This window comes from Sphingobium sufflavum (assembly GCF_021403115.1).
Lineage (GTDB): Bacteria > Pseudomonadota > Alphaproteobacteria > Sphingomonadales > Sphingomonadaceae > Sphingobium > Sphingobium sufflavum.
Map to the genome: position 1 here is coordinate 240,374 of NZ_JAJSSH010000002.1, position 24,090 is coordinate 264,463.

Annotated in this window: 26 protein-coding genes; 14 read left to right on the top strand and 12 right to left on the bottom strand. The window is 66.5% G+C overall.

Going from position 1 to position 24,090, the window contains the following annotated elements; translation table 11 throughout:
* Nucleotides 1–111 precede the first annotated feature (111 nt).
* From rplO to LWE61_RS04410, 4 genes are all read left to right on the top strand, one after another.
* Complete coding sequence (gene rplO / locus LWE61_RS04395) at nt 112–651, top strand: 50S ribosomal protein L15 (RefSeq protein WP_234148817.1); 540 nt, start codon at nt 112–114, stop codon at nt 649–651.
* A 225-nt stretch (nt 652–876) separates the two neighbouring features.
* A complete protein-coding gene (gene secY, locus LWE61_RS04400; RefSeq protein WP_234148818.1) occupies nt 877–2,241 on the top strand; it encodes a preprotein translocase subunit SecY in 1,365 nt (454 codons plus the stop codon).
* An 86-nt stretch (nt 2,242–2,327) separates the two neighbouring features.
* Nucleotides 2,328–2,975, top strand: coding sequence for an adenylate kinase (locus LWE61_RS04405; RefSeq protein ID WP_234148819.1), 648 nt, complete (start codon nt 2,328–2,330; stop codon nt 2,973–2,975).
* A gap of 395 nt (nt 2,976–3,370) precedes the next feature.
* On the top strand, nt 3,371–3,535 hold the full coding sequence (locus tag LWE61_RS04410; protein ID WP_234148820.1) for a hypothetical protein: 165 nt from the start codon (nt 3,371–3,373) through the stop codon (nt 3,533–3,535).
* A 14-nt stretch (nt 3,536–3,549) separates the two neighbouring features.
* Here the strand turns inward: LWE61_RS04410 and LWE61_RS04415 are convergent, their stop codons facing one another.
* On the bottom strand, nt 3,550–4,866 hold the full coding sequence (locus LWE61_RS04415; protein WP_234148821.1) for an MFS transporter: 1,317 nt from the start codon (nt 4,864–4,866) through the stop codon (nt 3,550–3,552).
* Nucleotides 4,867–5,224: 358 nt separating this feature from the next.
* On the opposite strand from LWE61_RS04415, the gene pgsA reads away from it, so the two are divergent.
* Genes pgsA through LWE61_RS04430 form a run of 3 tightly spaced genes read left to right on the top strand, consistent with a single transcriptional unit; the run spans nt 5,225 to nt 6,514 of the window.
* Entirely contained in the window at nt 5,225–5,791 is a 567-nt protein-coding gene (pgsA, locus tag LWE61_RS04420) for a CDP-diacylglycerol--glycerol-3-phosphate 3-phosphatidyltransferase (RefSeq protein WP_234148822.1), read from the top strand.
* Nucleotides 5,792–5,801: 10 nt separating this feature from the next.
* Entirely contained in the window at nt 5,802–6,074 is a 273-nt protein-coding gene (locus LWE61_RS04425) for a MoaD/ThiS family protein (RefSeq protein ID WP_234148823.1), read from the top strand.
* On the top strand, nt 6,071–6,514 hold the full coding sequence (locus LWE61_RS04430) for a molybdenum cofactor biosynthesis protein MoaE (RefSeq protein WP_234148824.1): 444 nt from the start codon (nt 6,071–6,073) through the stop codon (nt 6,512–6,514). Before LWE61_RS04425 ends, LWE61_RS04430 begins: the two co-directional genes overlap by 4 nt.
* Before the next feature lie 154 nt (nt 6,515–6,668).
* Here the strand turns inward: LWE61_RS04430 and LWE61_RS04435 are convergent, their stop codons facing one another.
* The 4 genes from LWE61_RS04435 to epsC all read right to left on the bottom strand — a co-directional run bounded on the left by LWE61_RS04435 (nt 6,669) and on the right by epsC (nt 10,144).
* The gene (locus LWE61_RS04435) at nt 6,669–7,304 is read right to left on the bottom strand and encodes a glutathione S-transferase family protein (RefSeq protein ID WP_234148825.1); all 636 of its coding nucleotides are present in this window, start codon (nt 7,302–7,304) and stop codon (nt 6,669–6,671) included.
* A gap of 162 nt (nt 7,305–7,466) precedes the next feature.
* Nucleotides 7,467–8,966, bottom strand: a complete 1,500-nt coding sequence (locus tag LWE61_RS04440) for an OprO/OprP family phosphate-selective porin (protein WP_234148826.1) — start codon at nt 8,964–8,966, stop codon at nt 7,467–7,469.
* A gap of 114 nt (nt 8,967–9,080) precedes the next feature.
* The gene (locus LWE61_RS04445; protein WP_234148827.1) at nt 9,081–9,449 is read right to left on the bottom strand and encodes a DUF2794 domain-containing protein; all 369 of its coding nucleotides are present in this window, start codon (nt 9,447–9,449) and stop codon (nt 9,081–9,083) included.
* Complete coding sequence (gene epsC, locus LWE61_RS04450; RefSeq protein WP_234148828.1) at nt 9,449–10,144, bottom strand: serine O-acetyltransferase EpsC; 696 nt, start codon at nt 10,142–10,144, stop codon at nt 9,449–9,451. The genes LWE61_RS04445 and epsC overlap by 1 nt, the downstream gene beginning before the upstream one ends.
* Before the next feature lie 188 nt (nt 10,145–10,332).
* Between epsC and LWE61_RS04455 the strand changes: the two genes are divergently transcribed.
* From LWE61_RS04455 to LWE61_RS04465, 3 genes are all read left to right on the top strand, one after another.
* A complete protein-coding gene (locus LWE61_RS04455; RefSeq protein WP_234148829.1) occupies nt 10,333–11,106 on the top strand; it encodes a sulfite exporter TauE/SafE family protein in 774 nt (257 codons plus the stop codon).
* Between the two features lie 39 nt (nt 11,107–11,145).
* Nucleotides 11,146–12,090: a hydrogen peroxide-inducible genes activator gene (locus LWE61_RS04460; RefSeq protein ID WP_234148830.1), complete on the top strand. Its 945-nt coding sequence runs from the start codon at nt 11,146–11,148 to the stop codon at nt 12,088–12,090.
* Nucleotides 12,091–12,164: 74 nt separating this feature from the next.
* The gene (locus LWE61_RS04465) at nt 12,165–12,866 is read left to right on the top strand and encodes a DUF2490 domain-containing protein (RefSeq protein ID WP_234148831.1); all 702 of its coding nucleotides are present in this window, start codon (nt 12,165–12,167) and stop codon (nt 12,864–12,866) included.
* A gap of 40 nt (nt 12,867–12,906) precedes the next feature.
* Here LWE61_RS04465 and phoB read toward each other — a convergent pair whose 3' ends face one another.
* The 7 genes from phoB to LWE61_RS04500 form a co-directional block, all read right to left on the bottom strand.
* Nucleotides 12,907–13,605, bottom strand: a complete 699-nt coding sequence (gene phoB, locus LWE61_RS04470; RefSeq protein WP_234148832.1) for a phosphate regulon transcriptional regulator PhoB — start codon at nt 13,603–13,605, stop codon at nt 12,907–12,909.
* Between the two features lie 3 nt (nt 13,606–13,608).
* Nucleotides 13,609–14,307 (bottom strand): phosphate signaling complex protein PhoU, encoded by a 699-nt coding sequence (gene phoU / locus LWE61_RS04475; protein WP_234148833.1) that lies wholly within the window; start codon nt 14,305–14,307, stop codon nt 13,609–13,611.
* A gap of 19 nt (nt 14,308–14,326) precedes the next feature.
* Entirely contained in the window at nt 14,327–15,121 is a 795-nt protein-coding gene (gene pstB, locus LWE61_RS04480) for a phosphate ABC transporter ATP-binding protein PstB (protein ID WP_234148834.1), read from the bottom strand.
* An 8-nt stretch (nt 15,122–15,129) separates the two neighbouring features.
* Complete coding sequence (gene pstA / locus LWE61_RS04485) at nt 15,130–16,386, bottom strand: phosphate ABC transporter permease PstA (protein WP_234149065.1); 1,257 nt, start codon at nt 16,384–16,386, stop codon at nt 15,130–15,132.
* A gap of 59 nt (nt 16,387–16,445) precedes the next feature.
* Nucleotides 16,446–17,828 carry a phosphate ABC transporter permease subunit PstC gene (gene pstC, locus LWE61_RS04490; protein WP_234148835.1) on the bottom strand — a complete coding sequence of 461 codons (1,383 nt, stop codon included), beginning with the start codon at nt 17,826–17,828 and terminating at the stop codon, nt 16,446–16,448.
* A 165-nt stretch (nt 17,829–17,993) separates the two neighbouring features.
* Complete coding sequence (locus LWE61_RS04495) at nt 17,994–19,046, bottom strand: substrate-binding domain-containing protein (protein WP_234148836.1); 1,053 nt, start codon at nt 19,044–19,046, stop codon at nt 17,994–17,996.
* Nucleotides 19,047–19,252: 206 nt separating this feature from the next.
* Nucleotides 19,253–20,503, bottom strand: a complete 1,251-nt coding sequence (locus tag LWE61_RS04500) for an ATP-binding protein (RefSeq protein WP_234148837.1) — start codon at nt 20,501–20,503, stop codon at nt 19,253–19,255.
* 181 nt (nt 20,504–20,684) lie between these two features.
* Here LWE61_RS04500 and LWE61_RS04505 point away from each other — a divergent pair, with 181 nt between their 5' ends.
* The 4 genes from LWE61_RS04505 to LWE61_RS04520 are packed head-to-tail and all read left to right on the top strand — an operon-like array spanning nt 20,685 to nt 24,039.
* A complete protein-coding gene (locus LWE61_RS04505; protein ID WP_234149066.1) occupies nt 20,685–21,014 on the top strand; it encodes a hypothetical protein in 330 nt (109 codons plus the stop codon).
* A gap of 15 nt (nt 21,015–21,029) precedes the next feature.
* Entirely contained in the window at nt 21,030–22,043 is a 1,014-nt protein-coding gene (locus LWE61_RS04510) for an HPr-rel-A system PqqD family peptide chaperone (RefSeq protein ID WP_234148838.1), read from the top strand.
* A complete protein-coding gene (locus LWE61_RS04515) occupies nt 22,040–23,005 on the top strand; it encodes an HprK-related kinase A (protein WP_234148839.1) in 966 nt (321 codons plus the stop codon). Before LWE61_RS04510 ends, LWE61_RS04515 begins: the two co-directional genes overlap by 4 nt.
* On the top strand, nt 23,002–24,039 hold the full coding sequence (locus tag LWE61_RS04520; protein WP_234148840.1) for a nucleotidyltransferase domain-containing protein: 1,038 nt from the start codon (nt 23,002–23,004) through the stop codon (nt 24,037–24,039). Before LWE61_RS04515 ends, LWE61_RS04520 begins: the two co-directional genes overlap by 4 nt.
* Nucleotides 24,040–24,090 lie beyond the last annotated feature (51 nt).

The following is a 24,090-nucleotide window of genomic DNA, read 5'->3' on the forward strand; positions in this document are numbered from 1 at the left end:
GGCCTTCAAGGATGCATCCGGCTTCACAAGGCCCCAGCCTTCGCTGGGGCTGCGACGGAAATGCTGCGGCGTTGCCGTTTTGCGCGACAAAAGCGAAAGCGAGTGCACGACATGACTTTCAATCTGAACGAACTCCGGGACAATGATGGCGCTCGCAAGGGCCGTATGCGCGTCGGACGCGGTATCGGTTCGGGCAAGGGCAAGACCGCGGGTCGCGGCCAGAAGGGCGCCAAGGCGCGTTCGGGCGTTGCGATCAACGGCTTCGAGGGTGGCCAGATGCCGCTCCACATGCGCATCCCGAAGCGCGGCTTCAACAACATCTTCGCCAAGGACTATGCAGAGGTGAACCTCGGCCTGGTGCAGAAGGCGATCGACGCGGGCAAGATCGAGGCTGGCGCTTCGCTCGACCAGGCCGCTCTGCGCGCTGCCGGTCTCTCGCGCGGCGGCAAGGACGGCATCCGTCTGCTCGCCAAGGGCGAACTGACCACGAAGGTCAGCTTCACCGTTGCCGGTGCGTCGAAGGGCGCCATCGCGGCGGTCGAGAAGGCTGGTGGTTCCGTCACCGTGATCGAGACCGTCTCGGCCGCCGAGAAGGCAAAGGCCAAGAAGGGCACCGCCCTGGCCGCTGCAAAGGCTGCCCGGAAGGCCTGATCGGTCGTCCAGACTTGCAACACTGACCCCGCTGTCCGATATGGGCCGGCGGGGTCCTGTGTTTCTGGCGGCCAGACGGCGCCAGAAGGCGAGGGGCGGTTCTCCTGATGTCCGTGGAGCGGTTTTGACCGGCCCATGCGCGTAGGCAGTGACACGCCCCGGCTGGCCCGCTAAAGGGCGACGGCGTCGTGCGGAATGGCACGCTTGAATTTTGAAGGTAGCGTAATGGCATCGAGAGCCGACCAGCTTGCATCCAACATCAGCCTGGCGAAATTCAGCCAGGCGACGGAGTTGAAAAAGCGCCTGTGGTTTACCGTCGGCGCCCTGATCGTGTTCCGCTTCCTGAGCTTCGTGCCGCTGCCGGGCGTCGATCCGACCGTCCTGTCGCAGCTTTATTCGCAGACGCGCGGCGGTGTCCTCGACATCTTCAACACCTTCTCCGGTGGATCGCTGGAGCGCATGAGCCTCATCGCGCTCGGCGTCATGCCCTATATCACGGCCTCCATCGTGGTGCAGCTTGCCGCCTCCCTCTCGCCGCAGCTCGCGTCGATCAAGAAGGAAGGCGAGAGCGGTCGCAAGAAGCTGAACCAGTACACCCGCTATGGCACGGTCGGCCTGACGGCGGTGCAGGGCTATTTCATCGCGGTCGGGCTGGAAAGCTATGGCGCGCAGTCGGGGCTTCAGGCCGTGGTCGATCCGGGCATGATGTTCCGCGTCGCGGCGGTCATCTCGCTCATCGGTGGCACCATGTTCCTGATGTGGCTGGGTGAGCAGATCACCAGCCGGGGTATCGGCAACGGCACCTCGCTCATCATCATGGCGGGCATCGTGGCGCAGCTGCCGGTGACGCTGGCCAAGCTGTTCGAATCGGGCCGCGAGGGTTCGATCTCCGGTCTGCTAATCTTCTTCGTGATGGTCGTCGCGCTGGGCCTGATCGCCTTCATCTGCTTCATGGAGCGGGCGCAGCGCCGGGTGCTGATCCAATATCCCAAGCGCCAGACGCGCCAGGGCCTGATGCAGGCGGACCGCAGCCATCTGCCGCTCAAGGTGAACACCGCGGGCGTTATCCCGCCGATCTTCGCCTCGTCGCTGCTGCTGATGCCGCTCACCATCTCGCAGTTCGCGGGCAACCGCGTGGCGGGCGAGAGCAAGTGGGGTGATTTCCTGCTCAGCCTCAACCAGTATCTGTCGCACGGCAGTCCGGTCTATATGGCGCTCTATGGCCTCGGCATCATCTTCTTCTGCTTCTTCTATACCGCGGTCGTGTTCAACCCGGAAGAGACGGCGGACAATCTCAAGCGCAACGGCGGTTTCATTCCCGGCATCCGTCCGGGCAAGAATACCGAAAATTATCTCGACTATGTGCTGACGCGCATCACCGTGATCGGTGCGGGCTATCTGGCGATCATCTGCCTGCTGCCCGAATATCTGATCTCTCAGGCGGGCATCCCCTTCTATCTGGGCGGCACCAGCCTGCTGATCGTGGTCAATGTCACCGTCGACACGGTGACGCAGATCCAGAGCCATCTGATCGCGCATCAATATGGCGACCTTATCAAGAAGGCGCGGCTGAAAGGCCGGATTCGCTAACATCGTAGTGGCGGGCTGGACGGCGGCTGTTCCGGCCGCCATTGTCCGCGCCAACACGCAAGTCGAATAACAGGGGATACAGGGCGATGAACATCATTCTGCTGGGACCGCCGGGAGCGGGCAAGGGCACGCAGGCGCAACGTCTGGTCACGGAACGCGGGATGGTGCAGCTTTCCACCGGCGACATGCTGCGCGCTGCGGTCAAGGAGGGCACGCCCACGGGCCTGAAGGCGAAGGCCGTGATGGAGGCGGGGCAGCTCGTGTCCGACGAGATCGTCTCCGGCATCATCGGCGAGGCGCTCGACGCCCTGTCGGCAGACACCGGCGTGATCTTCGACGGCTATCCGCGCACCGCGCCCCAGGCCGAATCGCTCGACGGGATTCTCAGCGCCCGTAACCGCAGCCTCGACCATGTGATCGAACTGGAAGTGGACGAGGACAAGCTGGTCGAGCGCATCACCGGTCGCTTCACCTGCGCGTCGTGCGGCAAGGGCTATCACGACCGGTTCGAACAGCCCAAGGTCGAGGGCGAGTGCGACAAGTGCCATGGGCATGAGTTCAAGCGCCGTCCCGACGACAATGAGGAAACGGTTCGCACCCGCATGGCCGAATATCGCGCCAAGACCGCGCCGATCCTGCCCATCTATGAAGCGCGCGGCATCGTCGCCCGTGTCGATGGCATGGCGGACATTGGCGAGGTGACGACGCAGATCGAGGCCATTCTCGACAAGTGATTCCGGGACAGCGGGGCGGGGCCATGGTCTCTCCCGGCACCCTTCAGGAGACAGAACGCGGAGGCGCCGAGAGGCGTTCTCCGCGTTTTTCTATGCGTTCTTCGCTTTCGACAATCCCGTGCATGGAGCAAGAGCGCGCATGGCGTGAGCAGGGACCAGCCGCTCTGGAGCTTGCCCAAAGCTGAATAGAGTAAATTTCCCGCCCAGCGATTTTACACAATTTACGGTGAATCGGGCGGCGCAAGTCGTCCGCGACGGGCGGATTCCGGCGGATTCCGGTGGGTGCGGCCCACGCCTGTCCCATCGGGAGACGGGGGCGTCGTTAACCCTTCTTTAACCTTTTGCGCCGTCCGCGGATTTCAATAGTTCCTGTCGTCATGAAAAGAACCTTGGTCATGACGAGCGACGGCGCCCGCCATCCCTTTCGCCGGGGATTGCCGCAGCATGTGACGAGCGGGACGGAGGAGCTTCGCCCGATCGCCTCCTCGGACAATGACTGGCGATTGTTCCTGCTCAGCTTCACGGCCTTCTTCATCGTGGCCTACAGCTTCATCGCCTGACCCGGCCCGTCGTTTCAGCGGCGGGCGGCCTGTTCGCGGCTGTGGCTCTCGCAGGCGCGGTGCAGGCGCCAGGCGAGCATGGCGGTGACGATGCACAGCGCGGCGACGATCAGCAGCGCCTGCCGGTTCGACAGCCCCATCCCCATCGCCACGATGATGACCAGCGCGCCGATCACCATCGCGCCCGAATTGACCACATTGTTCGCCGCCACGGTCCGCGCCGTCTCGTCCTTGCCCACGGTGGTCGTCAGGAAGGCGTAGAGCGGCACCACGAACATGCCGCCGAACACCGCGACCCCGAACAGCGCCAGCAGCACGCGCCAGCTGTAGGGCTGGCCCAGAAAGCTCGCGACGTCATAGAGGGTTCCGGCGGGAGCGGGCGTCCAGGTGACGGTCACATATTGGAAGAACCAGACGAACCCCGCCATGATGATGACGGAGACGGGGGAGTAGCGGGCCGAAACCTCACCCTGCAACAGCCGGTTGATCGCGATGGACCCGACCGCGATGCCGATGGAGAAGATGGCGAGGAACAGGCTGGCGACTTCCTTGGTCGCGGTGAAATCATTCTTCACCAGCGGCGGGAAGATGACGATCAGCACGGTCGCGACCATCCAGAAGAAACTGATCGACATGATCGCCAGGAACAGGCGCGGGATATGCATCGTCCCGCCGATCAGCTTCCAGGACGAGCGGAACACATTATAATCGATGGTCAGCGGAGGCCCGATGCGCGGGGCGGGGGGGATCATCCGCCCGGAGAAGAAACCGACGCAGGCGACCGCGACCACCGCGACGGCGGCCGCCATCGGGCTGATCCAGCCGGCGGCGATGGTGCCCGCGAGGATGGCGATATAGGTGCCCGCCTCGACCAGTCCGGTGCCGCCCAGCACCTCGTCCGCGTGCAGATGCTGCGGCAGGATGGCATATTTGATTGGGCCGAAGAAGGTGGAGTGGATGCCCATCAGGAACACCGCGCCCAGCATCAGGCCGATGCCCAGCACCGGCTGGCCCTCGCACAGCAACAGGCCCGCCGCGCCCAGCCCCATGATGAAGATTTCCGCGAGCTTCACCCAGCGGATGATCCGCGACTTGTCCATATTGTCCGCCAACTGGCCCGACAGGGCGGACAGCAGGAAGAAGGGCAGCACGAACAGGCCCGTGGCCAGCGCGTTGAAGTTCGATTCCTGCTGCGGGTCGCGATAGACCGCATAGGTGGCGAACAGGACCATGGAGGTCTTGAACAGATTGTCGTTGAAGGCGCCAAGGAACTGGGTGACGAACAACGGCAAAAACCGGCGATTGCCCAAAAGCCGCAGGGAAGCCTGCATAAAGGACGTATCTCTTTCTTGCCTTGGCGGAACGGCTGCCGCTCGGCGCGCCTTCTAGCGCGTCGGGACGCGCGGGAAAAGCCCCGGCCTGTCGCTTTGGCCCGTTCCGGGGATGGGCGGTGGGGGCGGGGGAGGAGGGGCGCCCACGCCCGTCTCTTTCCTCGTCATCCCGCTGGTGTCTCCTCACCCCGGACCTGATCCGGGATAATGAGGATGGGGCATGACGGAAATTCAGTCAGCGACCTCCGCCCTCGCTCCTCGATGCCGCAGCGGGCAAATGGCAGTCCCCGCGCTGCCCCATCCAAACCCCCTCATCCAATCCCTTGTGCGCCGCACATCTCTGTGGCAGGCGTGGGCCGTGCAGTGGTTGCCCAATCTCCTGACGTTGTCGCGAATCTTCGCGGTCCCCTTGCTGGTTGCCCTGTTGTGGCCGGCGGAGCAGGGGCATGAGTGGCGCATCGGCTATCTGCTCGCCTTCGGCCTCTACTGCCTGATGGGCATCACCGATTATTTCGACGGCTATCTGGCGCGGGCGCAGGGCACCGTGTCGAAGCTGGGCGTCTTCCTCGATCCCATCGCGGACAAGATCATGGTCGCGGCGGTCATCCTGATGCTGTGCGCCACGCGGGATATTCATGGCTGGCATATCATCGCCGCGCTGGTGATCCTGCTGCGGGAGATTGCGGTGTCCGGCCTGCGCGAATTTCTGGCGGGCCTGCGCGTGTCGGTGCCCGTGTCGCGGCTCGCGAAATGGAAGACGACGTGCCAGCTTGTCGCGCTGGGCGCGTTGATCCTGGGCGGGGGCGTGCCGGAATGGGCCTTCGTCCATCAGGTCGGCCTCATCACCCTCTGGCTCGCCGCGATCCTGACGGCGCTGACTGGCTGGGATTATCTGCGCGTCGGCCTCAAGCATATGGACGCCTGACGGGCGGGCGATGGCGGATCGGCTTACCCTCGTCTATTTCGCATGGGTCCGGGATCGCATCGGTGCCGGGGAGGAGCGGGTCGCGCACCCCGGCGCGGCTTGCACCATCTCCGCCTTGCTGGACCAGCTGGCGGAGGGCAGCGCGGGCCATGCCGCGGCCTTTGCCGACCGGGCGCGGCTGCGCGCGGCGCTGGATCAGGACTATGTTCCGCTCGACACGCCCATCGGCACCGCCCGCGAACTGGCGATCTTTCCGCCGGTGACGGGCGGCGATACGCAATGATCCGCGTCACGGTGCAGGCGCAGGGCTTCGACCCCGCCGCCGAGCTTGCCGCGCTCGAAGGGTTGGCGGGCGCGGGCGGCATCGCCAGCTTCACCGGCATCGTCCGCGCGGATGGCGGGATCAGCGCGCTGCACCTCGACCATTATCCCGCGATGACGCTGGCGCAGGTGGAGAAGGTGGCGGCACAGGCCGCCGCGCGCTGGCCCCTCCTCGGCCTCACCATCATCCACCGTTTCGGCACGCTGGCGGTGGGGGAGCGCATCGTCTTCGTCGGCACCGCCTCGGTCGGTCGCACCCCCGCGCTGGAGGCCTGCGCCTTCCTGATCGACTGGCTCAAGGTCGCGGCCCCCTTCTGGAAGCGGGAGGTCCATGCCGACGGCAGCGGCGATTGGGTGGAGGCGAAGGCCGCCGACGATGCACAGGCGGCGCGCTGGTCCTGACCCTATCTCAGTCCGGGTCGGGCGGAGGCATTGCCCGCCTGCCCCTCGCCGCACGGACAACCGCACCGAAGACGACGCCCAGCGCAATGCCCAGTCCCGCCGCGCCTGCCGATCCTTTCATCACCGCCCCCTGTTCCGTCCCGCTTAACCCGCTTCAATCGAGCAGCGGCGCCCTGTCCGGTTCCGCCCGCGCCATGGCGGCGCGATAGGCCGGTCGCGCCCCGATCCGCCGCAGCCAGCCCTGCAGGTTCGGCGAATCCGATATGTCGCGGCGGGAGTAGAGGCGCATGGTGCTCAGCGGAAAGGCCATCATGATGTCGGCGGCGCTGAAGTCCGCACCCGCGAACCATGGCGCCTCGCCCAGTCGCTCTTCGACCAGCCGAAAGGCCGTGTCGGTCCGCCCGTTTGCCAGCCCCGGTGTCTGTACTGGCGCGCCCAGCCGCTGCGCGACCAGGTCCATCATGATCGCGGGCATCATCGACCCGTTGGCATAATGATACCAGAAGAGGAACGGCGCGAAATCGGGATGCTCCGGCCCCGGCGTCAGGTCGCTCTTGCCGTGGCGGCGCACGATATAGTCCATGATCGCACCCGTCTCCGCCAGCGTCACCGCGCCATCGCGGATGACCGGCGCGGTGCCGGCGGGGTGCAGCGCCTTATACTCCGGCGGCGCGGCGCGCGTCTGCGGATCGCGGTCGTAGCGGACGAGGTCATAGGGAAGGCCCAGTTCCTCGCACAGCCAGACGATGCGTTCCGACTGGGAACCGCCGAGATGATGGATGGTGAGCATGATGTCCCCTGCGGATTGCGTGTGCGGGCCTTTTCGGCCGCTGCGAACCATGGTGCAATGCCGGGCTGCGCTCCCCCGGCTGTCTGGGGACGCACGTTCCGCCAGGAAGGGAGTCCGCGGCCGGGTGCGGGCAGGTCGACGCCCGCCCGCACCCTCGTTCCGTCAGAAATCCAGTTCCGCCCGCGCCGCGACCACATCGACCGCATAGTCGTTGCGCGTGCCCGCCAGCAGGATGGCGTCGGTGTAGGACATATGGGCGTAATTGACGTTGAAGCGCAGATACTGGATCGGCGTCCAGATGGCGGCGGCGATGATGCCATTCTGCTTGCCGCCGTTGATCCCGGCCTTGCTGTCCGCCAGCGTCAGATAGTCGTAGCGCAGGTTGAGCTGGATCGCGCCGGGACCGCCCTTGCCGAACGGGTTGGCGGGCTTGGGCGTGCCCAATATGCCATTGGCATAGGGGCGGCTGTCACCCTTGGTCAGGAAGAAGCCGACCTCGCCATAGGCGCCGAAGAAGGTCGGATCGACCAATCCCGGACGCCCCGCCTTCAGCCAGTGCGCCTCCGCCGCATAATGGAAGCGGCCGAACACGCCGGCGGCCTCCGCGCCATAATGGGTTTCGGACGCCACCTGCATCGCGGGCGTGCCGATATAGCGGTCGTTGACGCTGTGCAGGAAGGGGCGCACCCGATAGCGTTGCGTGCCCTCGCGCAGCCGGTTGAGGTCGCGCCAGTGGTAGGAACCGGCGAAGTGCAACTGCCCGCCCGCGACCTTGGGCGCAAAGACGACACGCCCGTCGAGGCCATAGCTGTCATTCTTGTCGCCGCCGTTCACCTCCGTACTTGCGCCTGCGCCGCCGGTGTCCGCGATGGAATCGATGCTGTCGGTGAACAGGCCGGCCTGGAGCAGCCAGGGGCCGCTCTGATATTGGGTGGACAGGCCGAGGCGACGCTCATTGTTGAAGGCGGTGGTGAAGGCCGCGCGCTCCATCACCGATCCGGCCGTGTCGCTGATGAGTTCGTCCAGCGACTGGAAGCTGTTGTGGTTGCCCAGCGTCACCAGCCACTTGCCATTCTGGTAGGTGATGAAGGTGTCGACCATGCGGACCGCATTGTCCGCCAGTTCCGCCTCCAGCTTATAGCCGAAGCCGCTGCCCAGCGCGCCCTCCGCGCCGAGGCGCAGGCGGCGGAACTCGTTGGAGAAGCCCTTCGCGCGGCTGTTGGCGGGGCTGGCGAGATAGCCCGCGTCATATTGGATGCGGCCCTTGGCCTTGAACTTGGCGTCGCCCTGCGTGAACTGCGGCGATCCCTTCCACCCGATGTCCATTACGGGCTTGGACTTGGCGGCGGCTGCCGGTGCCGGGGCGGCGCTGCTGCCCGACTGGGCGAGCTGTCCGGTGGCCGAAGTCGTGGCTGGGGCCGAGGTTGGGGCGGACGTCGGGGGCGGAGCCGCGCCACGGTTCGCGAGCGCACCCGCGCCCTCGACCCTGTCGAGCCGCGCCTCCAGCGTCGCCATGGCCGCTTTCAGCCGGGCGATTTCGGCGCGCAGTTCCGCCCGTTCATCACCGGCGACCTGCGGCGCTGCGGCCGGGGACTGGGCATGCAGCGGACCCGCTGCAACGAGGAGGAGGGCCGTGCCCACCAGGAGAGTCGCTTTGGTCATAAGGCTCATGTTCCATCAAGGATGGGCGCGCCTATGACACTGACATGACAATTGTGTGACAGCGTATGACTATTTCGTGACAATCGTCGCCATCGCCAGTGTTTCCCGACTGTTTCAGTCTGCGACCAGTTTCAGCAATCTTCGCTCAACCGGCGACAGCACGGGGCCAAGCTCGTGCCCCCGGCGCAGCACCGCGCCATTTTCGGAAAACAGCGTCCACATGCCCTGCCGGTTGCGCAGGGCGGGGCGCTTTTCGATGCGGAATTCCGGGCGTTCCGCCGACCGGCGAAAGGCGGAGAAGATCGCCACATCGCGATGATGGTCGATGGCATAGTCGCGCCAGTGGCCCGCCGACACCATGCGCCCGTACAGGTCCATGATGCGGGTCAGCTCGGCCCGAATGAAAACGGTTTGTTGCGGTATGTTTCCCGGATTCTGGTGCCCGTTCTGGCCCGGTCCGGGGAATTGCGCGACAGTTCCCATCAGGCGATGGTGCGCCTGTCGGACGCCACCGGCGCGCCCTCCGCCTGCCCGGCGCGCAGGGCGGCTACTTCCTTGTGGAGGCGTTCCAGTTCGCATTGCAGCCATTCCAGCTTCTGCGCCTGCGGGTCGGGATTGTCGGTGCAGGTGCCATAGGGCACGAAGCTTTTCTGATATTCGGCGGCGTCCACCAGCGTCGGCTTGGCGGGGATGCCGACCATCACGGCGCCCTCCGCCACGTCGCGCGTCACCACGGCATTGGCGCCGATGCGCGCGCGCGCGCCGACGATGACGGGACCGAGAACCTGCGCGCCCGACCCGATGATCGCGCCGTCGCTGATCGTCGGGTGCCGCTTGCCCGCTATGCCGTTGGCCGGGTCGGTGCCGCCCAGCGTGACGCATTGATAGATGGTGACGTCATCGCCGATCTGCGCCGTCTCCCCGATCACGGTGAAGCCGTGGTCGATGAAGAAATTGCGGCCGATGGTTGCGCCCGGATGAATGTCGATGGCGGTCACCATGCGGGAGACATGGTTGACCAGCCGCGCCAGGAAATAGAGGCGGCGGCGGTACAGCGCATGGGCGACGCGGTGCAGGCCCAGCGCCCAGACGCCCGGATACAGCAATATCTCCGCACGGGAGCGGGGCGCGGGGTCGCGCAATTTCACGGAATCGAGATAATCGGACAGCCGACCCATGCCCTGCCTTTCCAGCCATTATGCTCCACAGATAGGCCGCAAAGCGCAAAAATTCCAGTGGCCCGCGCATTTGCCCGGCGGGCGGGGCATTTGACAGGGTGCCATTCCATGCCATTACCGCACAGCCCCGGTCGGAAAACGGCGAAAATGGGCTGGCATTGTTGCTGGAATGTGGTGATAGGGGTGAAATGATAGATTCTCTACTGATTCACTTGGAAAACATCTGGCCCTATATGGTCGTGGGTTTCGGGGCGCAGGTTATCGACGGCGCATTGGGCATGGCCTATGGCGTGATCTCCAGCACGTTCCTCCTCGCCCTCGGCGTTCCGCCCAGCGCCGCCTCTGCGGGCGTGCATGCGGCGGAGACGTTCACGACCGGCGTGTCCGGGATCAGCCACATCCTGCATCGCAACGTCGACTGGAAGATTTTCTTCAGGCTGGTGATCCCCGGCGTGATCGGCGGCGTGCTGGGCGCCTATGTCCTCTCCAACATCGACGGTTCTGTCATCAAGCCGTTCATTCAGGCCTATCTGGCCGCCATCGGTATCTGGTTGCTGTGGCGCAGCTTCCATTTCCCGCCGGAGCCGAAAGACCCCAAATGGGTCGCCCCGCTCGGTCTGGTCGGCGGCTTCATGGATGCATCGGGCGGCGGCGGCTGGGGTCCGATCGTGACCTCCAACCTGCTGGTGCAGGGGGCCAGCCCGCGCTTCACCATCGGCACGGTCAACACGGTCGAGTTCATCCTGACCCTGTCGATCAGCATCACCTTCCTGATCCATCTGGGCTGGGAAGTGCTGACGCAGGCGACGCTTGGCCTGCTGATCGGCGGCGTCATCGCCGCGCCCTTCGGCGCGATGCTGGCCCGGCATATGAAGCCGCAGGCGTTGCTGATGGCGGTGGGCGTGGTGCTGATCCTCACCTCGGCCTTCGGGGTGGCCAAGGCGCTTGGATTTATCGGCTAAGGCGATTATATTGCCGCCATTGGATTGCGGAGCCGATTAATGTCCAGTTACATGCCGACCCTCAAGCAACTCCAATATCTGGTAGCGCTGAAGGAACAGGGGCATTTCGGCCGGGCGGCGGACGCCTGTTTCGTCACCCAGTCCACCCTGTCGGCGGGCATCAGGGAGCTGGAATCGCTGATCGGCGTCACGCTGGTGGAGCGGACCCGGCGGGTGGTGCGCTTTACCGCGCTGGGCGACCGCATCGTGGAAAAGGCGCACCGCGTGCTGCGCGAGGCGGAGGAGCTCGCCGCCATCGCCCAGGCGTCGGGCAAGCCGCTGTCGGGCGAACTGCGCATGGGCGTCATCCCCACCATCGCCCCCTTCCTGCTGCCTCGCTTGCTACCCCGCCTGCGCGCCGAGCGGCCCCAGCTCAAACTCTTCCTGCGCGAGGAGATGAGCCACGCCGCCATCGAGAGCCTGCGCCATGGCCATGTCGACTGCGTGCTGCTCGCCCTGCCGTTCCCGACCGGCGACACGGATTGCGAGATCCTCTTTGCCGACCCGCTCCACATCGCCTTTCCGCACGATGACCCGCGCGACCCGCCGCACGAAATCACGCCGGACATGATCGACAGCACGCGCCTGCTGCTGCTGGAGGATGGCCATTGCCTCAAGGAACATGCGCTCGCCGCCTGCGCCCGGCCGGAGATTCGGACGGAGGCGATGATTACCGGCACGTCCCTGCACACATTGGTGCAGATGGTGGAGAATGGGCTGGGCCTGACGCTCCTGCCCGAAATGGCGATCCGGGGCGGCATATTGGCGGGCACCCATATCGCGGTGCGCCCGATTGATTCCGCCCATGCCCACCGCGACATCGCCCTGATCTGGCGTCGCAACAGCCCGCGCGAGAAGGAATTTCGCATGATGGCGGGCATCTTGCGCGACGCGGCGGCGGTGCAAGAGGTGGCCGATACGGTGGTCGCCGCAGAGGCCGCCTGATCCCGGCTTTCCTGCGAGACCTTTACTGACGCACCGGACATGGGCGGGTAACAAAGCGGCGCTACTGGCGCGGCATGTCCCGTCGCCCGCCTGCCGCTCCGGCCCTCGCCCTCTTCCTCGCGGCCCTGCTGCCATGGTCCACGGACGCGCGGGCCGCGCCCCGGCAGGATGAGCAGCTCTGGGTCAACCTTACCGCCATGGGGCCGCTGTCCGGTCCGCTCGTCTATTTCGCGGAGGTGCAGCCGCGCACCGGCGACGGATCGTCCCGGCTCGACCAGTTGCTGCTGCGCGGGGCCGTCGGCGTCCGCCTGAACCCGCGCCTCACCCTCTATCAGGGCTATGCCCATGTCGTGGTGCCGGTGGACGGCGGCCGCGACGTCAATGAGGAGCGCAGCTTCCAGCAACTGACCGCGGCGCTCGGCAAGCCTTTGGGCGGCGAACTCTCTTCACGCACCCGGCTGGAGCAAAGATGGCGCTCGGACGGCGACGGCATGGGCTGGCGGTTGCGCCAGATGCTGCGCTACGAAACGCCGCTCCGGTCCGACCGGCAGGGGCCGAGCGCGCTGGTCCATGCGGAACTGTTCGTGGCGTTCAACCATACCGACTGGGGCGCGCGCTCCGGCTTCGACCAGCTTCGCAGCTTCGCCGGGGTGGAGATTCCCGTCGGCGGCGCATCGACCATAGAGGCGGGCTATCTCAACCAATATATTGCCCGGCCCACCGGCCCGGACCGCATGAACCATGTCGCGTCCCTGACCCTCTTCTTCCGCCATTGAGGGCGGGTGGGGAGGGCGGTTCGTGCCGCCCCCGCCCGTCTTAGAGAACCGCGTCGCTGTCCAGCGAATAGCCCGCCGACCGCACGGTGCGGATGATGTCCGGCCGTCCGTTGACGTTGATCGCCTTGCGCAGCCGCCGGATATGCACGTCCACGGTGCGCAGTTCGATGTCGCTGTCCTGACCCCATACGCTGTCCAGCAGCCGCTCGCGCGAGAAGACCCAGCCCGGATGCTCCAGCAGGTGGCGCAGCAGGCGGAACTCGGTCGGCCCCAGCTGCACCGGGTCGCCGCCCCGCCGCACCTTGTGCCCCACCGTGTCCATCTCCACGTCGGAGAAGGTCAGCACCTCGCCCGCCAGCGCGGGGCGCACCCGGCGCAGCACTGCGCCGACCCGTGCGATCAGTTCGCGCGGGCTGAACGGCTTGGTCACATAATCGTCCGCGCCCGTCTCCAGGCCGCGCACCCGATCCTCTTCCTCGCCGCGCGCGGTGAGCATGATGATGGGGACATTGGCCGTCTCGCTCATCCGGCGCAGGCGGCGGCAGACCTCGATACCGGAGAGATTCTCGACCATCCAGTCCAGCAGCACGATGTCCGGCGTCTTCTCCTGCGCCAGGATCAGCGCCTCCTCGCCGTCCGGCGTATGGGTGACGGAGAAATCCTCCCGGCGGAAATGCCAGACGAGCAGTTCCGCAAGGGCGGCGTCATCCTCGACCAGCAGCATTTCGGCACGTGCCATGGTTTAGCCTTCCTGTTCCTGGAAAAGGTCGGGACCGCGCTCCCGCTCCGGCGGGTGGGCGCCGGTCGCGGCATAATAGACCATCTCGGCCACATTGGTCGCATGGTCGCCGACCCGCTCCAGGTTCTTGGCGATGAACAGGATATGGGCGCTTTCGGAGATGGTCTTGGGATTCTCCATCATGAAGGTGACCATGGTGCGAAAGATGCTGTTGTAGAAATCGTCGACCGCCCGGTCGCGCTCCATCACCCACAGCGCCTTTTGCGCGTCGCGCGCGGCAAAGGCGTCGAGCGCGCCCTTCACCATCTCCCGCGCGATCTGGCCCATGGCGGGCAGCAGGGACAGCGGTTCATGGCTGGACCGATGGCTGATGAGGGGGACGCGCTTGGCGATATTCTTCGCATAGTCGCCGATCCGCTCGACCACGCCCACGATCTTCAGCGCGGCGATGATCTCGCGCAGGTCGTCGGCCATCGGCGCGCGGAGCGCGATGACCTGCACCACCTTCTTCTCAATCAGCGCCTCCAGTTCGTCGATGGCCTTGTCGCCCTCGACCACCCGCTCGGCCAGCGCATTGTCGCGGCGGCTCAGCGCGACGAGGGCGTCGTCGATCGCGGCCTCCGCACGGCCGCCCATTTCCGCGATCAGCGCGCGCAGTTCGCCAATGTCGTCGTCAAAGGCTTTCAGGGTATGCTCTGCCATTTTCTGATGCTCCCGACCGTCAGCCATAGCGTCCGGTGATATAATCCTTGGTGCGCTCTTCGCGCGGATTGGTGAAGATGTCCGACGTCACGCCATATTCGACCAGCGTACCGAGGTGGAAGAAGGCCGTGCGCTGCGATACGCGCGCCGCCTGCTGCATGTTGTGCGTCACGATCACGATGGCATATTTGCCGCGCAGTTCGTGGATCAGTTCCTCGATCTTGGCCGTCGCGATGGGGTCCAGCGCGGAGCAGGGTTCGTCCATCAAGATCACCTCCGGCTGCACCGCGATGGCGCGGCCGATGCACAGGCGCTGCTGCTGGCCGCCCGACAGCGCGGTGCCGCTGTCCTGAAGGCGATCCTTCACCTCTTCCCACAGGCCGGCGCGGCGCAGCGACTGCTCCACGATCACGTCCATGTCGGCCCGGCTGTTCGCCAGGCCATGGATGCGCGGGCCATAGGCCACATTCTCATAGATCGACTTGGGGAAGGGATTGGGCTTCTGGAACACCATGCCCACCCGCGCGCGCAGTTGCACCACGTCCATGGCGGTGGAGTAGATGTCCTCACCGTCCAGCGTGATGCGGCCCTCGACACGGGCCGATGCGACCGTGTCGTTCATGCGGTTCAGCGTGCGCAGGAAGGTGGACTTGCCACAGCCCGACGGGCCGATGAAGGCCGTCACCTCGTCCATGCCCACGTCGATGGACACGTTCCGGATCGCCTGCTTGTCGCCATAGAAGACGTTGACGTCCTGCGCCGCCATCTTGATCGGCGCAGAGATGTTCGGGGAAGTTGATGCCGTGGAGGCCATGGTCTGATTTACCACCGTGTTTCGAACTTGTTGCGGAGATAGATGGCGATCCCGTTCATCGCGAGCAGGAAGACCAGCAGGACGATGATCGCGGCCGAGGTTTTCTCGACGAAGCCGCGGGAGACCTCGTCCGACCAGAGGAAGATCTGGACGGGCAGGACGGTCGCGGGATCGGTGACGCCACCGGGCGGCGTCGCGATGAAGGCGCGCATGCCGATCATCAGCAGCGGCGCGGTCTCGCCCAGCGCGCGCGCCATGCCGATGATGGTGCCGGTCAAGATGCCGGGCATGGCGAGGGGCAGGACATGGTGGAACACCACCTGGATCGGGCTGGCGCCCACGCCCAGCGCCGCGTCGCGGATGGACGGCGGCACGGCCTTCACCGCGTTGCGCCCGGCGATGACGATGACCGGCATGGTCATCAGCGCCAGCGTCAACCCGCCGACGATGGCGGCCGACCGGGGCAGCATCCAGGCGTTGAGGAACACCGCGAGGCCCAGCAGGCCGAAGATGATGGAGGGCACCGCCGCCAGATTGTTGATCGACACCTCGATCAGGTCGGTCCAGCGGTTGCGGCCCGCATATTCCTCCAGATAGATGGCGGTCATCACGCCGATGGGAAAGCTCAGCAGCAGCGTGACCGCCATGGTCAGCAGCGATCCCTTGAGCGCGCCCCAGATGCCGACTTGCGTCGGGTCGGTGCCGTCGCTCATGGTCAGGAAGTCGAGGTTGAAGGTGGAGGAAAGCGCGCCCTTCTCCGTCAGGCGGGCGACGGTCGCTTCCGCCTCCGCCGTGCCTTCGCGCTTATGCGCCAGGTCGATGTCGCTGGCGGCGGGCACGGGGATGACCGCGCTGCGCTCCAGCAGGCTGGGGTCTTTCAGCAAGGCGTCGCGCACCGCGACCCATGCGGAGTCGGACAGCAGTTCCTCACCCTTGTCGCCATAGGTGGCGCGGGCGGCGGCGGTCGTGACGGCGGGCAGGTTGGCGTTGGCCAGCGCCTGCTGCGCGTTGGGGCCTTTCAGCATGGCCGGTTCCAGCATCACCGGGGATGCGGGAAAGTTGATCGGCAGCGCGATGTCCGTCCGCAGGAAGCCGGTCAGGCCGCCGGACAACATGGTGACCAGCAGGAACAGCAGGAAGCCAGCGGACAGCGTCACCGCCCCCAGCCCCATCAGGCGAAAGCGCCGTTCGGCGGCGTAGCGGCGCGCGATGCGCTGGCGCATCACGGGGCTGCTCCAGTCGGTGGGCGTGCGATCGTGCGACATGCTGGTCCTGCTGGTGGAGGGAAGGGGGGCGGTGGCGGTGGCTGTGGTGCTGGCGCTACTCACTCATAAGCCTCCCGATATTTCTTCACGACGCGCAGGGCGACGATGTTGAGCAGCAGCGTGACGATGAACAGGACGAGGCCGAGGGCGAAGGCGGCCAGCGTCTTCGGGCTGTCGAACTCCTGATCGCCGGTCAGCAACTGGACGATCTGCGTCGTCACCGTGGTCACGCTGGCAAAGGGGTTGGCGGTCAGGTTCGCGGCAAGGCCCGCGGCCATCACCACGATCATCGTCTCGCCGATCGCGCGGCTGACGGCCAGCAGCACGCCGCCGACGACGCCGGGCAGGGCGGCGGGGATCAGGACGCGCTTGATCGTCTCGCTCTTGGTCGCGCCCATCGCCAGGCTGCCGTCGCGCATCGACTGCGGCACGGCGTTGATGCTGTCATCGGCCATGGAGGAGACGAAGGGGATGATCATCACGCCCATGACGAGGCCGGCGGCCAGCGCGCTTTCCGACGATGCGCCGCTGATGCCCACCGCCACCGCGAAATCGCGCAGCAGCGGTGCGACGGTCAGCGCGGCGAAATAGCCATAGACGACGGTCGGCACGCCCGCGAGGATCTCCAGTATCGGCTTCATCCACTGGCGCACGGCGGGCCGGGCATATTGGGTCAGGTAGATGGCGCACATCAGGCCCAGCGGGATGGCGACCAGCATGGCGATGATCGCGCCGATGAAGATCGTGCCCCAGAACAGCGGCACCGCGCCAAAGGCATGTTCCGCGCCATAGCCCAGCGCGGCGGACTGCGGCGACCATTTGGTGCCGAACAGGAAGCTCAGCGGGTTGATCATGGAGAAGAAGCGCGCGCTTTCGAACAGCAGCGACGCGACGATGCCGATGGTCGTGACGATGGCGATCAGCGAGGCGAGCAGCAGCCCGCCCATCACCAGCCGCTCGACGCGGGTGCGCGCCTTGAAATCCGCCTTGACGCGGGTGAAGGCGAACGCGCCGCCCGCAAAGGCGAGGATCAGGGTCAGCACCGCGCCGATGATGTCATAGCGGGTGATGGCGCTGCGATAAGGGGCGACCAGCGCCTGGCTCTGCGGGTTGAACGCGCTCTGCGCGTGCCCGGTCGCGATGGAGCGGGCCTCGCTCAGCACCGTGGAGCGGGAGAAGGCGTCGGCGGGCAGGCTGGCGGCTTCCGGCGCGGTCAGGACGGCGTTCGTCACCAGCGCGGGCGAGACATTCTGCCAGACGATCAGGAACAGCGCGGCGGGCAGCAGCGTCCACAGCGCGACATAGGCGCCATGATAATGGGCGCGGCTGTGCGTCGCGAGGCGCCCCGCCGACTTTTCGAGGAGGGTGGCGCGCGCACGGGCGCTGAGCCAGGCGATGGCGGCCAGCCCGATGATGAGAAGCCAGACGGAGGCGGCGTTCAAGGAGCTTCACCTTATCATGCGCCCCTATGGGGGCTGGGATCATGCGCCCCGTCGGGGGCGGGCAGAGGGAAACGGGCGGACGAAAACGGGTCGATGGAAACGCGCCGGGAAAGACCGGCAGGGTGTCGGCGCGGACAGTGGTTTCCCCCGCCCGCGCCGCGCGGATTACTTCAGGCCGTCGGCGCTCAGCGTCGGCAGCTCGGCCGCGGCCTTGGCGTTGGCGGTGCGGACATCCTCGGTCGCGGCGACCATGCCGCGCTTGGTCAGCGTGCCGTCGGGGTTCCAGTTCTTGGCAAAGGTATCGACATAGGCCTTCAGGCCCGGAACCGCGTTCAGATGCGCCTTCTTGACGTAGATGAACAGCGGGCGCGCGCCCGGATAGGTGGCGTTGGACACCGTCTCATAAGTCGCCTGTATGTCGTTGAGCGCCACATCCTTCAGCTTGTCGCGGTTTTCCTCGAAATAGCTGAAGCCGAACACGCCGATGGCGTTGGGGTTGGCGGTCAGCTTCTGCACGATCAGATTGTCATTCTCGCCCGCGTCGACATAGGCGCCGTCCTCGCGGATCTGGTGGCAGGTCTGCTTGTGCTTCTTCTCGTCGGCCTTCTTCAGCTCCTTCATCGCCGGGTCGCTGTCGCAGCCCTTCTCCAGGATCAGCTCGGCCAGCGAATCGCGCGTGCCGGACGTGGAGGGCGGGCCAAAGACGGAGATGGCGACGGCGGGCAGCGACGGATCGACATCGGCCCAGGTCTTGGCCTTGTTCGGACCCTTGCCATAGGGGTTGGCGGCCAGCGCCTCATAGATGATCTTGGGCGTCAGCTTGTAGCCGGGGCCGTTTTTCGATTCGGCAAAGGCCAGGCCGTCGACGCCGATCTGGATTTCCGCGATTTCCTTTACGCCATTGGCGGCGCACTGCTCGAACTCGGCCTTCTTGATGCGGCGCGATGCGTTGGCGATGTCGGGATGCTCGGCGCCCACGCCCGCGCAGAACAGCTTCATGCCCGCACCCGTGCCGGTCGATTCGATGATCGGCGACTTCATGCCGGGGTTGCCCTTCACATACAGCTCCGCGACGGCGGTGGCGAAGGGGAAGACGGTGGAGGAGCCGACCGCGCGGATCTGGTCCCGCGCGCCGCCGGATGCGCCGCCACCGGCCTGGTCCTGGCAGGCGGAAAGGGCGAGAGTTGAAACAGCGGCGACGGCCAGAATCTTGTACATGAATGTTCCCCACATTGCCGATCATGATGATCGTTCCCGGCAGCCCGATAAGCGCCCTTCATCGCGCCAATGTGACATTTACATTGCAGTAATGTGACAACGGCCCCGAACCGCCGGAAAACGGGCTGGTTCGGGCACAGAGTTTTTTACCCTGTCATCCGCGCCGCGTCATCCGGCGGCGTACGGCGCGGGAGTCAGGCGGGGCATCAGGCCGCGGGGGCCGCCGGGATGGGCAGCATCACCCCCATCGTCGTTCCCCGGCCCACCACGCTGTCGATCTGCAACCGTCCCCGGTGCCGTTCCACGATATGCTTGACGATGGCGAGGCCCAGCCCGGTGCCGCCCGCCGCCTTGCTCCGGCTGGCGTCGACGCGATAGAATCGCTCGGTCAGGCGGGGCAGATGCTCCGGCGCGATCCCGTCCCCCTCGTCCGCGACGGTCAGGCGAATCATGTCCGGCCCGTCGCGCAGCAGGGTGACGACCACCGGCGTGCCGGCCCGGCCATATTTCAGCGCGTTGCTGACCAGATTGTGGATCAACTGGCTCAGTTGCGCCTGGTCACCGCGAATCGGCGGGCAGCCGAGATCGAGGTCGAGCGCGATGTCCTGCGCGCGCAGGTTGCTGCCCTTGGCCAGCACGTCCGCCGTCTCCTGCACCAGCGCGCACAGGTCCACATGCTGCTCCGGCTGGCGGAATTTCTCCGCCTCGATGCGGGAGAGGGACATGAGGTCGTCGACCAGCCGTTGCATCCGCCGCGCCTCACCCTCCATGATCGACAGGAAGCGTTCGCGGGTCGCGATGTCATTGCCCGCGTCCCGGTCGTTCAGCGTCTCGATAAAGCCCAATATGCCCGCCAGCGGCGTCCGCAGTTCATGGCTGGCGTTGGCGACGAAATCGACGCGCATCTTCTCCGCCGCGCGCCGCGCGCTCTGGTCGGTCAGCAGGACGAGCTGGCGCGTGGGGGACAGCGGGGTGATGCGAATCTCCCAGCTCTGGTCGCCGATGCCGATGCCGACCAGCTCCATGGTGGCGGCCTGTCCGGCATGGTCGCCCACCAGATGCTGCGTCACGGCGGGATGGCGGATGGCCAGCCGCACGTCCTGGCCCAGGACATGATGGCCCAGCAGGGTCAGCGTTGCCCGGTTGGCGCGCGCGATCCGCCCGTCGGAGACGATGAAGGCGGGCTGGGGCAGCGCCTCGACCAGCGCGTCGATCTCCGGCTGGCCCAGCAGCGGCGGTTCTTCGAACAGGCTGGCCGGTGCGGGGGACGGGGCGGCGTCGGCGGGGCGAATCTCGCCATGGGCCGCGCCGTCATACATCAATGCGGTGGCGAACAGGCCGACCAGCGCGCAGGCGACGCCCGCATAGGTCGACTGGGTCGACATCGACACGAACAACGTGCCGATGACAGTCGCGATCACGCACAGCATTACAGGGCCGAATATACGGAACGACATGGTTAGCCCGCCTAGATTATTTCGCGATGGTCTGCGATGGGTAATATGCGGCGCTAGACTTCGGGGGCTACAGATGGATGACAACAGCAATCGGCAGCCCGGCGAGATCGCGGGCAGCACCTCCGCGTCCGACGTGGATCAGGCCGGTACGCCGGACGCGCCCACTCGCCGCCGCGTGCTGATGATCGGCGCGGCCACCGCGACCACGGTGCTCAGCGTCCGTCCCGCGCTGGCGCAGACGGCGGCCTCCGTCCTCAACTGCACCATCCCCGTGCCGGATGTGGCGGGCAAGGCGGTGGCGTCCGATGGCTCGCTGGTCGCGCAGGGCGCGCCGGGGTCGTTTCCGGGCGGCAAGGTCTTCCGGGGCGAGGATGTGAAGAATGCGCTGAAGGGCCGCAGCCTGCCCGGCACCAGCTATTCGCAGAGCCAGGCCTACATCAATTATATCCGCCGCCTGCAATATGGCCGCAGCGGCTTCACCTGCTACGCCTCGCTCCAGATGCCGCGCTGATCGCGGGGCGGGCGGGTGAGCGATGGGGTGCGCTATCGCGCCGAGCCTGCCGGATCGCGGCTGGAGCATGATCTGGGGCTGATGACGCTCGTCTATCATCGCCGGTCGGGCATCACCCATATGGTCAGCGACCCGGTGCCCCAGATATTGGCGGCGCTGGATGCGCTGGGGCCTGCCGATGCGCGGGCGGTGGCGGACCATCTCCGGGGGGATTTCGACATGCGGGCCGATGATGGCGATGCGGGTGATGCGGGCGATGCCGGTGACAGGGGCGACGCGGACGACGCCATGGGGGCAGAGACCATGGCGGGCGATGCTGCGGGGAGGTGTGCCGGAACGGGTGATGCGGGAACGGGCCATGCCGGCGGCGATGTGGAGGCCGTGATCGCCGCCCGGTTGGAGGAACTGGCCGTGCTGGGCCTCGTCCTGCGGGACGGGCTGGAACCGGTTGCCGGGGGCGACGCCCGTGCCGATGCCCTGTCCTGTGTCGACACCGGCACCTTCGCTGCGGTGGATTCAGAAGCCGACACCGACGCGGATGCCAGCACTGGCATGGACGTTGACGCCGCCGCTGGCGCGGATACCGACGCTAAAGTCGCCGCCGCCTCCACGGCCCCCGCCGCCCGCACCCCCACCGACGCCACCGAAACCGACGCCGCCATCGCCACTGAAGCGACCGCCACCGCCGCTACCGATGCTGATGCCGCGACCGCCACTGATGCTGGCACGGACCCTGACGCCAACGCCAACGTCAGCACCAACGCCAACGCCAACGTCAGCGTTGAAGTTGGGCCTGACGTTGAAGCCGACGCCGTCTCGGACGTCGAAGCTATAGTCTCCGCCGATGACGCCAGCGCCGAAGCCTGTGCTGACATGGATAAAGCCGCCCATGCCGCTGCGCCCGACGACGGCGCGGACCCGGATGCCCGTGCCGATCCCTGCACCGATACCCACGCCCACGCCCGGATTGATGCGGGTGGCGCCGTCCGTGCCGACGGCGCCGCCGCCGGGCCATCGGCGCGCGCGTGAGGCACAGCCTGACCCTGCGCGTCGGCCCGGCGCTGTTCCGCATCGGTTCGGCATGGGCTTCGCCCATCGCCCAGTTGCGGCGGCTCTACGCCGATTATCCGCAAGGGCCGGGGGAGGGAGCCGGGGCCGCAACCGCAACCGGTGCCGGGAGGGGAGCTGGAACCGGGACCGAAACCTGGTCCGGCACCGGCACTGGGGAGGGCGACATCGCCGACTTCACCGTGCGGCTTCAACCGGTCAAGCCGTGGCGGCGCTGGCTGCGGCCCTCCATCTTCATCGCGGGCGACCATATGCTGGCGGATGCCGCGCCGATGGCGCTGGCGCATGGGCTGCTGGCGGCGGAGATGGGCATGAACCTCCAGATGGCGCTGGGCTGGCGACGGCACCTGCTTTTGCACGCGGCCACGGTGGAAAAGGATGGTTTTGCGGTCATTCTGAGCGGGGAATCGGGCAGCGGCAAGTCGACTCTCGCGGCCCTGCTGGGCGAACGCGGCTGGCGGCTGATGGGTGACGAATTCGCGCTGCTCGATCTGGCGACCGGGATGCTCGCCCCGTTCCCGCGATTGGTGAGCCTTAAGAATCAATCGGTTGACGCGGTGCGCGCGGTCGTGGGGGAGGATCGCCTCGGCCCCCTGATGGCCGCGACGGCCAAGGGGGACATCCGCCACCTCGTCCCCCGCCCGGACGCCGTGCGGAAAATGGATACGCAGGCGAAACCAATCCTCCTCCTTTTTCCCCATTTCGGTTGTAACACTTGTAATGCCACCGCCCGCCCGATGGACGCTGCGGAGACGTTCGTTCGCCTGACGCAGGCCTCCACAAACTATGTCGCGCTGGGGGAATCGGGCTTCCGCGCGCTGACCGGACTGGTCGCCTCCGTGCCCGCCGCCGCCATCGACTATGGCAGCGGAGAAGACGGCATCGCCATCGTCGAGACCTTGCTCCGAGAGGCGCGGCAATGAGCGCCGTCCTGCTGGTCAGTGTCCTGCGCGACCCTGCCGCAGCGCCGCCCCTGTCCAGTGCGGACTGGACGCGCCTGTTCGCGGCGGCGCGGGCCGAACGGCTTCTCGGCACGCTCGCGCATCGCCTTGCCGGACTGCCCGTGCCGGACCGGGTTGCCGCCATCCTCGCCGACGCCCGCTTCGATGCTGCGACGGAACGGCGGCAGGCGCTGTGGGAGGCGGACCGGGCGCGGGTTGCGCTGGCGGGGTTGCCGGACGTCAGGATCGTCTTGCTCAAGGGGACCGCCTATGTAGCGGCGGGACTGGCGGCGGGGACGGGTCGCTCGATCGGCGACCTCGACATTCTCGTTGCCCGCGACCGGCTGGACGATGTGGAGGCGGCGCTGCTGGTGGCGGGATGGGAGTGGGTGAAGCCCGACCCCTATGACGATATCTATTATCGCCGCTGGATGCACGAATTGCCGCCGCTGATCCATCGCGACCGCGACCGTATGATCGACGTGCACCACACCATCCTGCCCCTTACCGCGCGGCCCAGCCCCGATGCGGCCGCGATGATCCGCGACGCCATCGTGCTGGAGGACGGTCTCTTCATTCTCTCGCCGGAGGACAGGCTTTGCCATGCGGCGGCGCATATGCTGGCGGACGGCGGGCTGGAGGGGGGGCTGCGTAACCTGTGGGACATTCATTGCCTGTGTGCCGAGGCGAGTGAGACGCAGGAAGACTTCTACCCCCGCCTCTTCGAGCGGGCCGCCGGGCATGGCCTGACGGTTGCAGTGTGGCGTGCCCTGCGACTGGCGCATCATCTCTATGGCACGCCGGTTCGCAGTCAGATCGGAACGGATTTCCGGCTCCGCTGGAGCGACCGCCTGTTCATTGCCCGTCTGATGTCAAGGGATGGCTGGGGGCGGGAAGGGCGATGGCTGCTGGGGCAGGGTTTCTACATCCGCTCCCACCTGCTCCGTATGCCTCCGATGATGCTGGCTCGGCACCTGTGGACCAAATGGCGCAGGGGCTATCGGCCGTTGGGCTGAAAGGGAGCGTCCGGCCCAGTGTTCGCCAGCGCGAGCGGGGCCGGAGTCTCG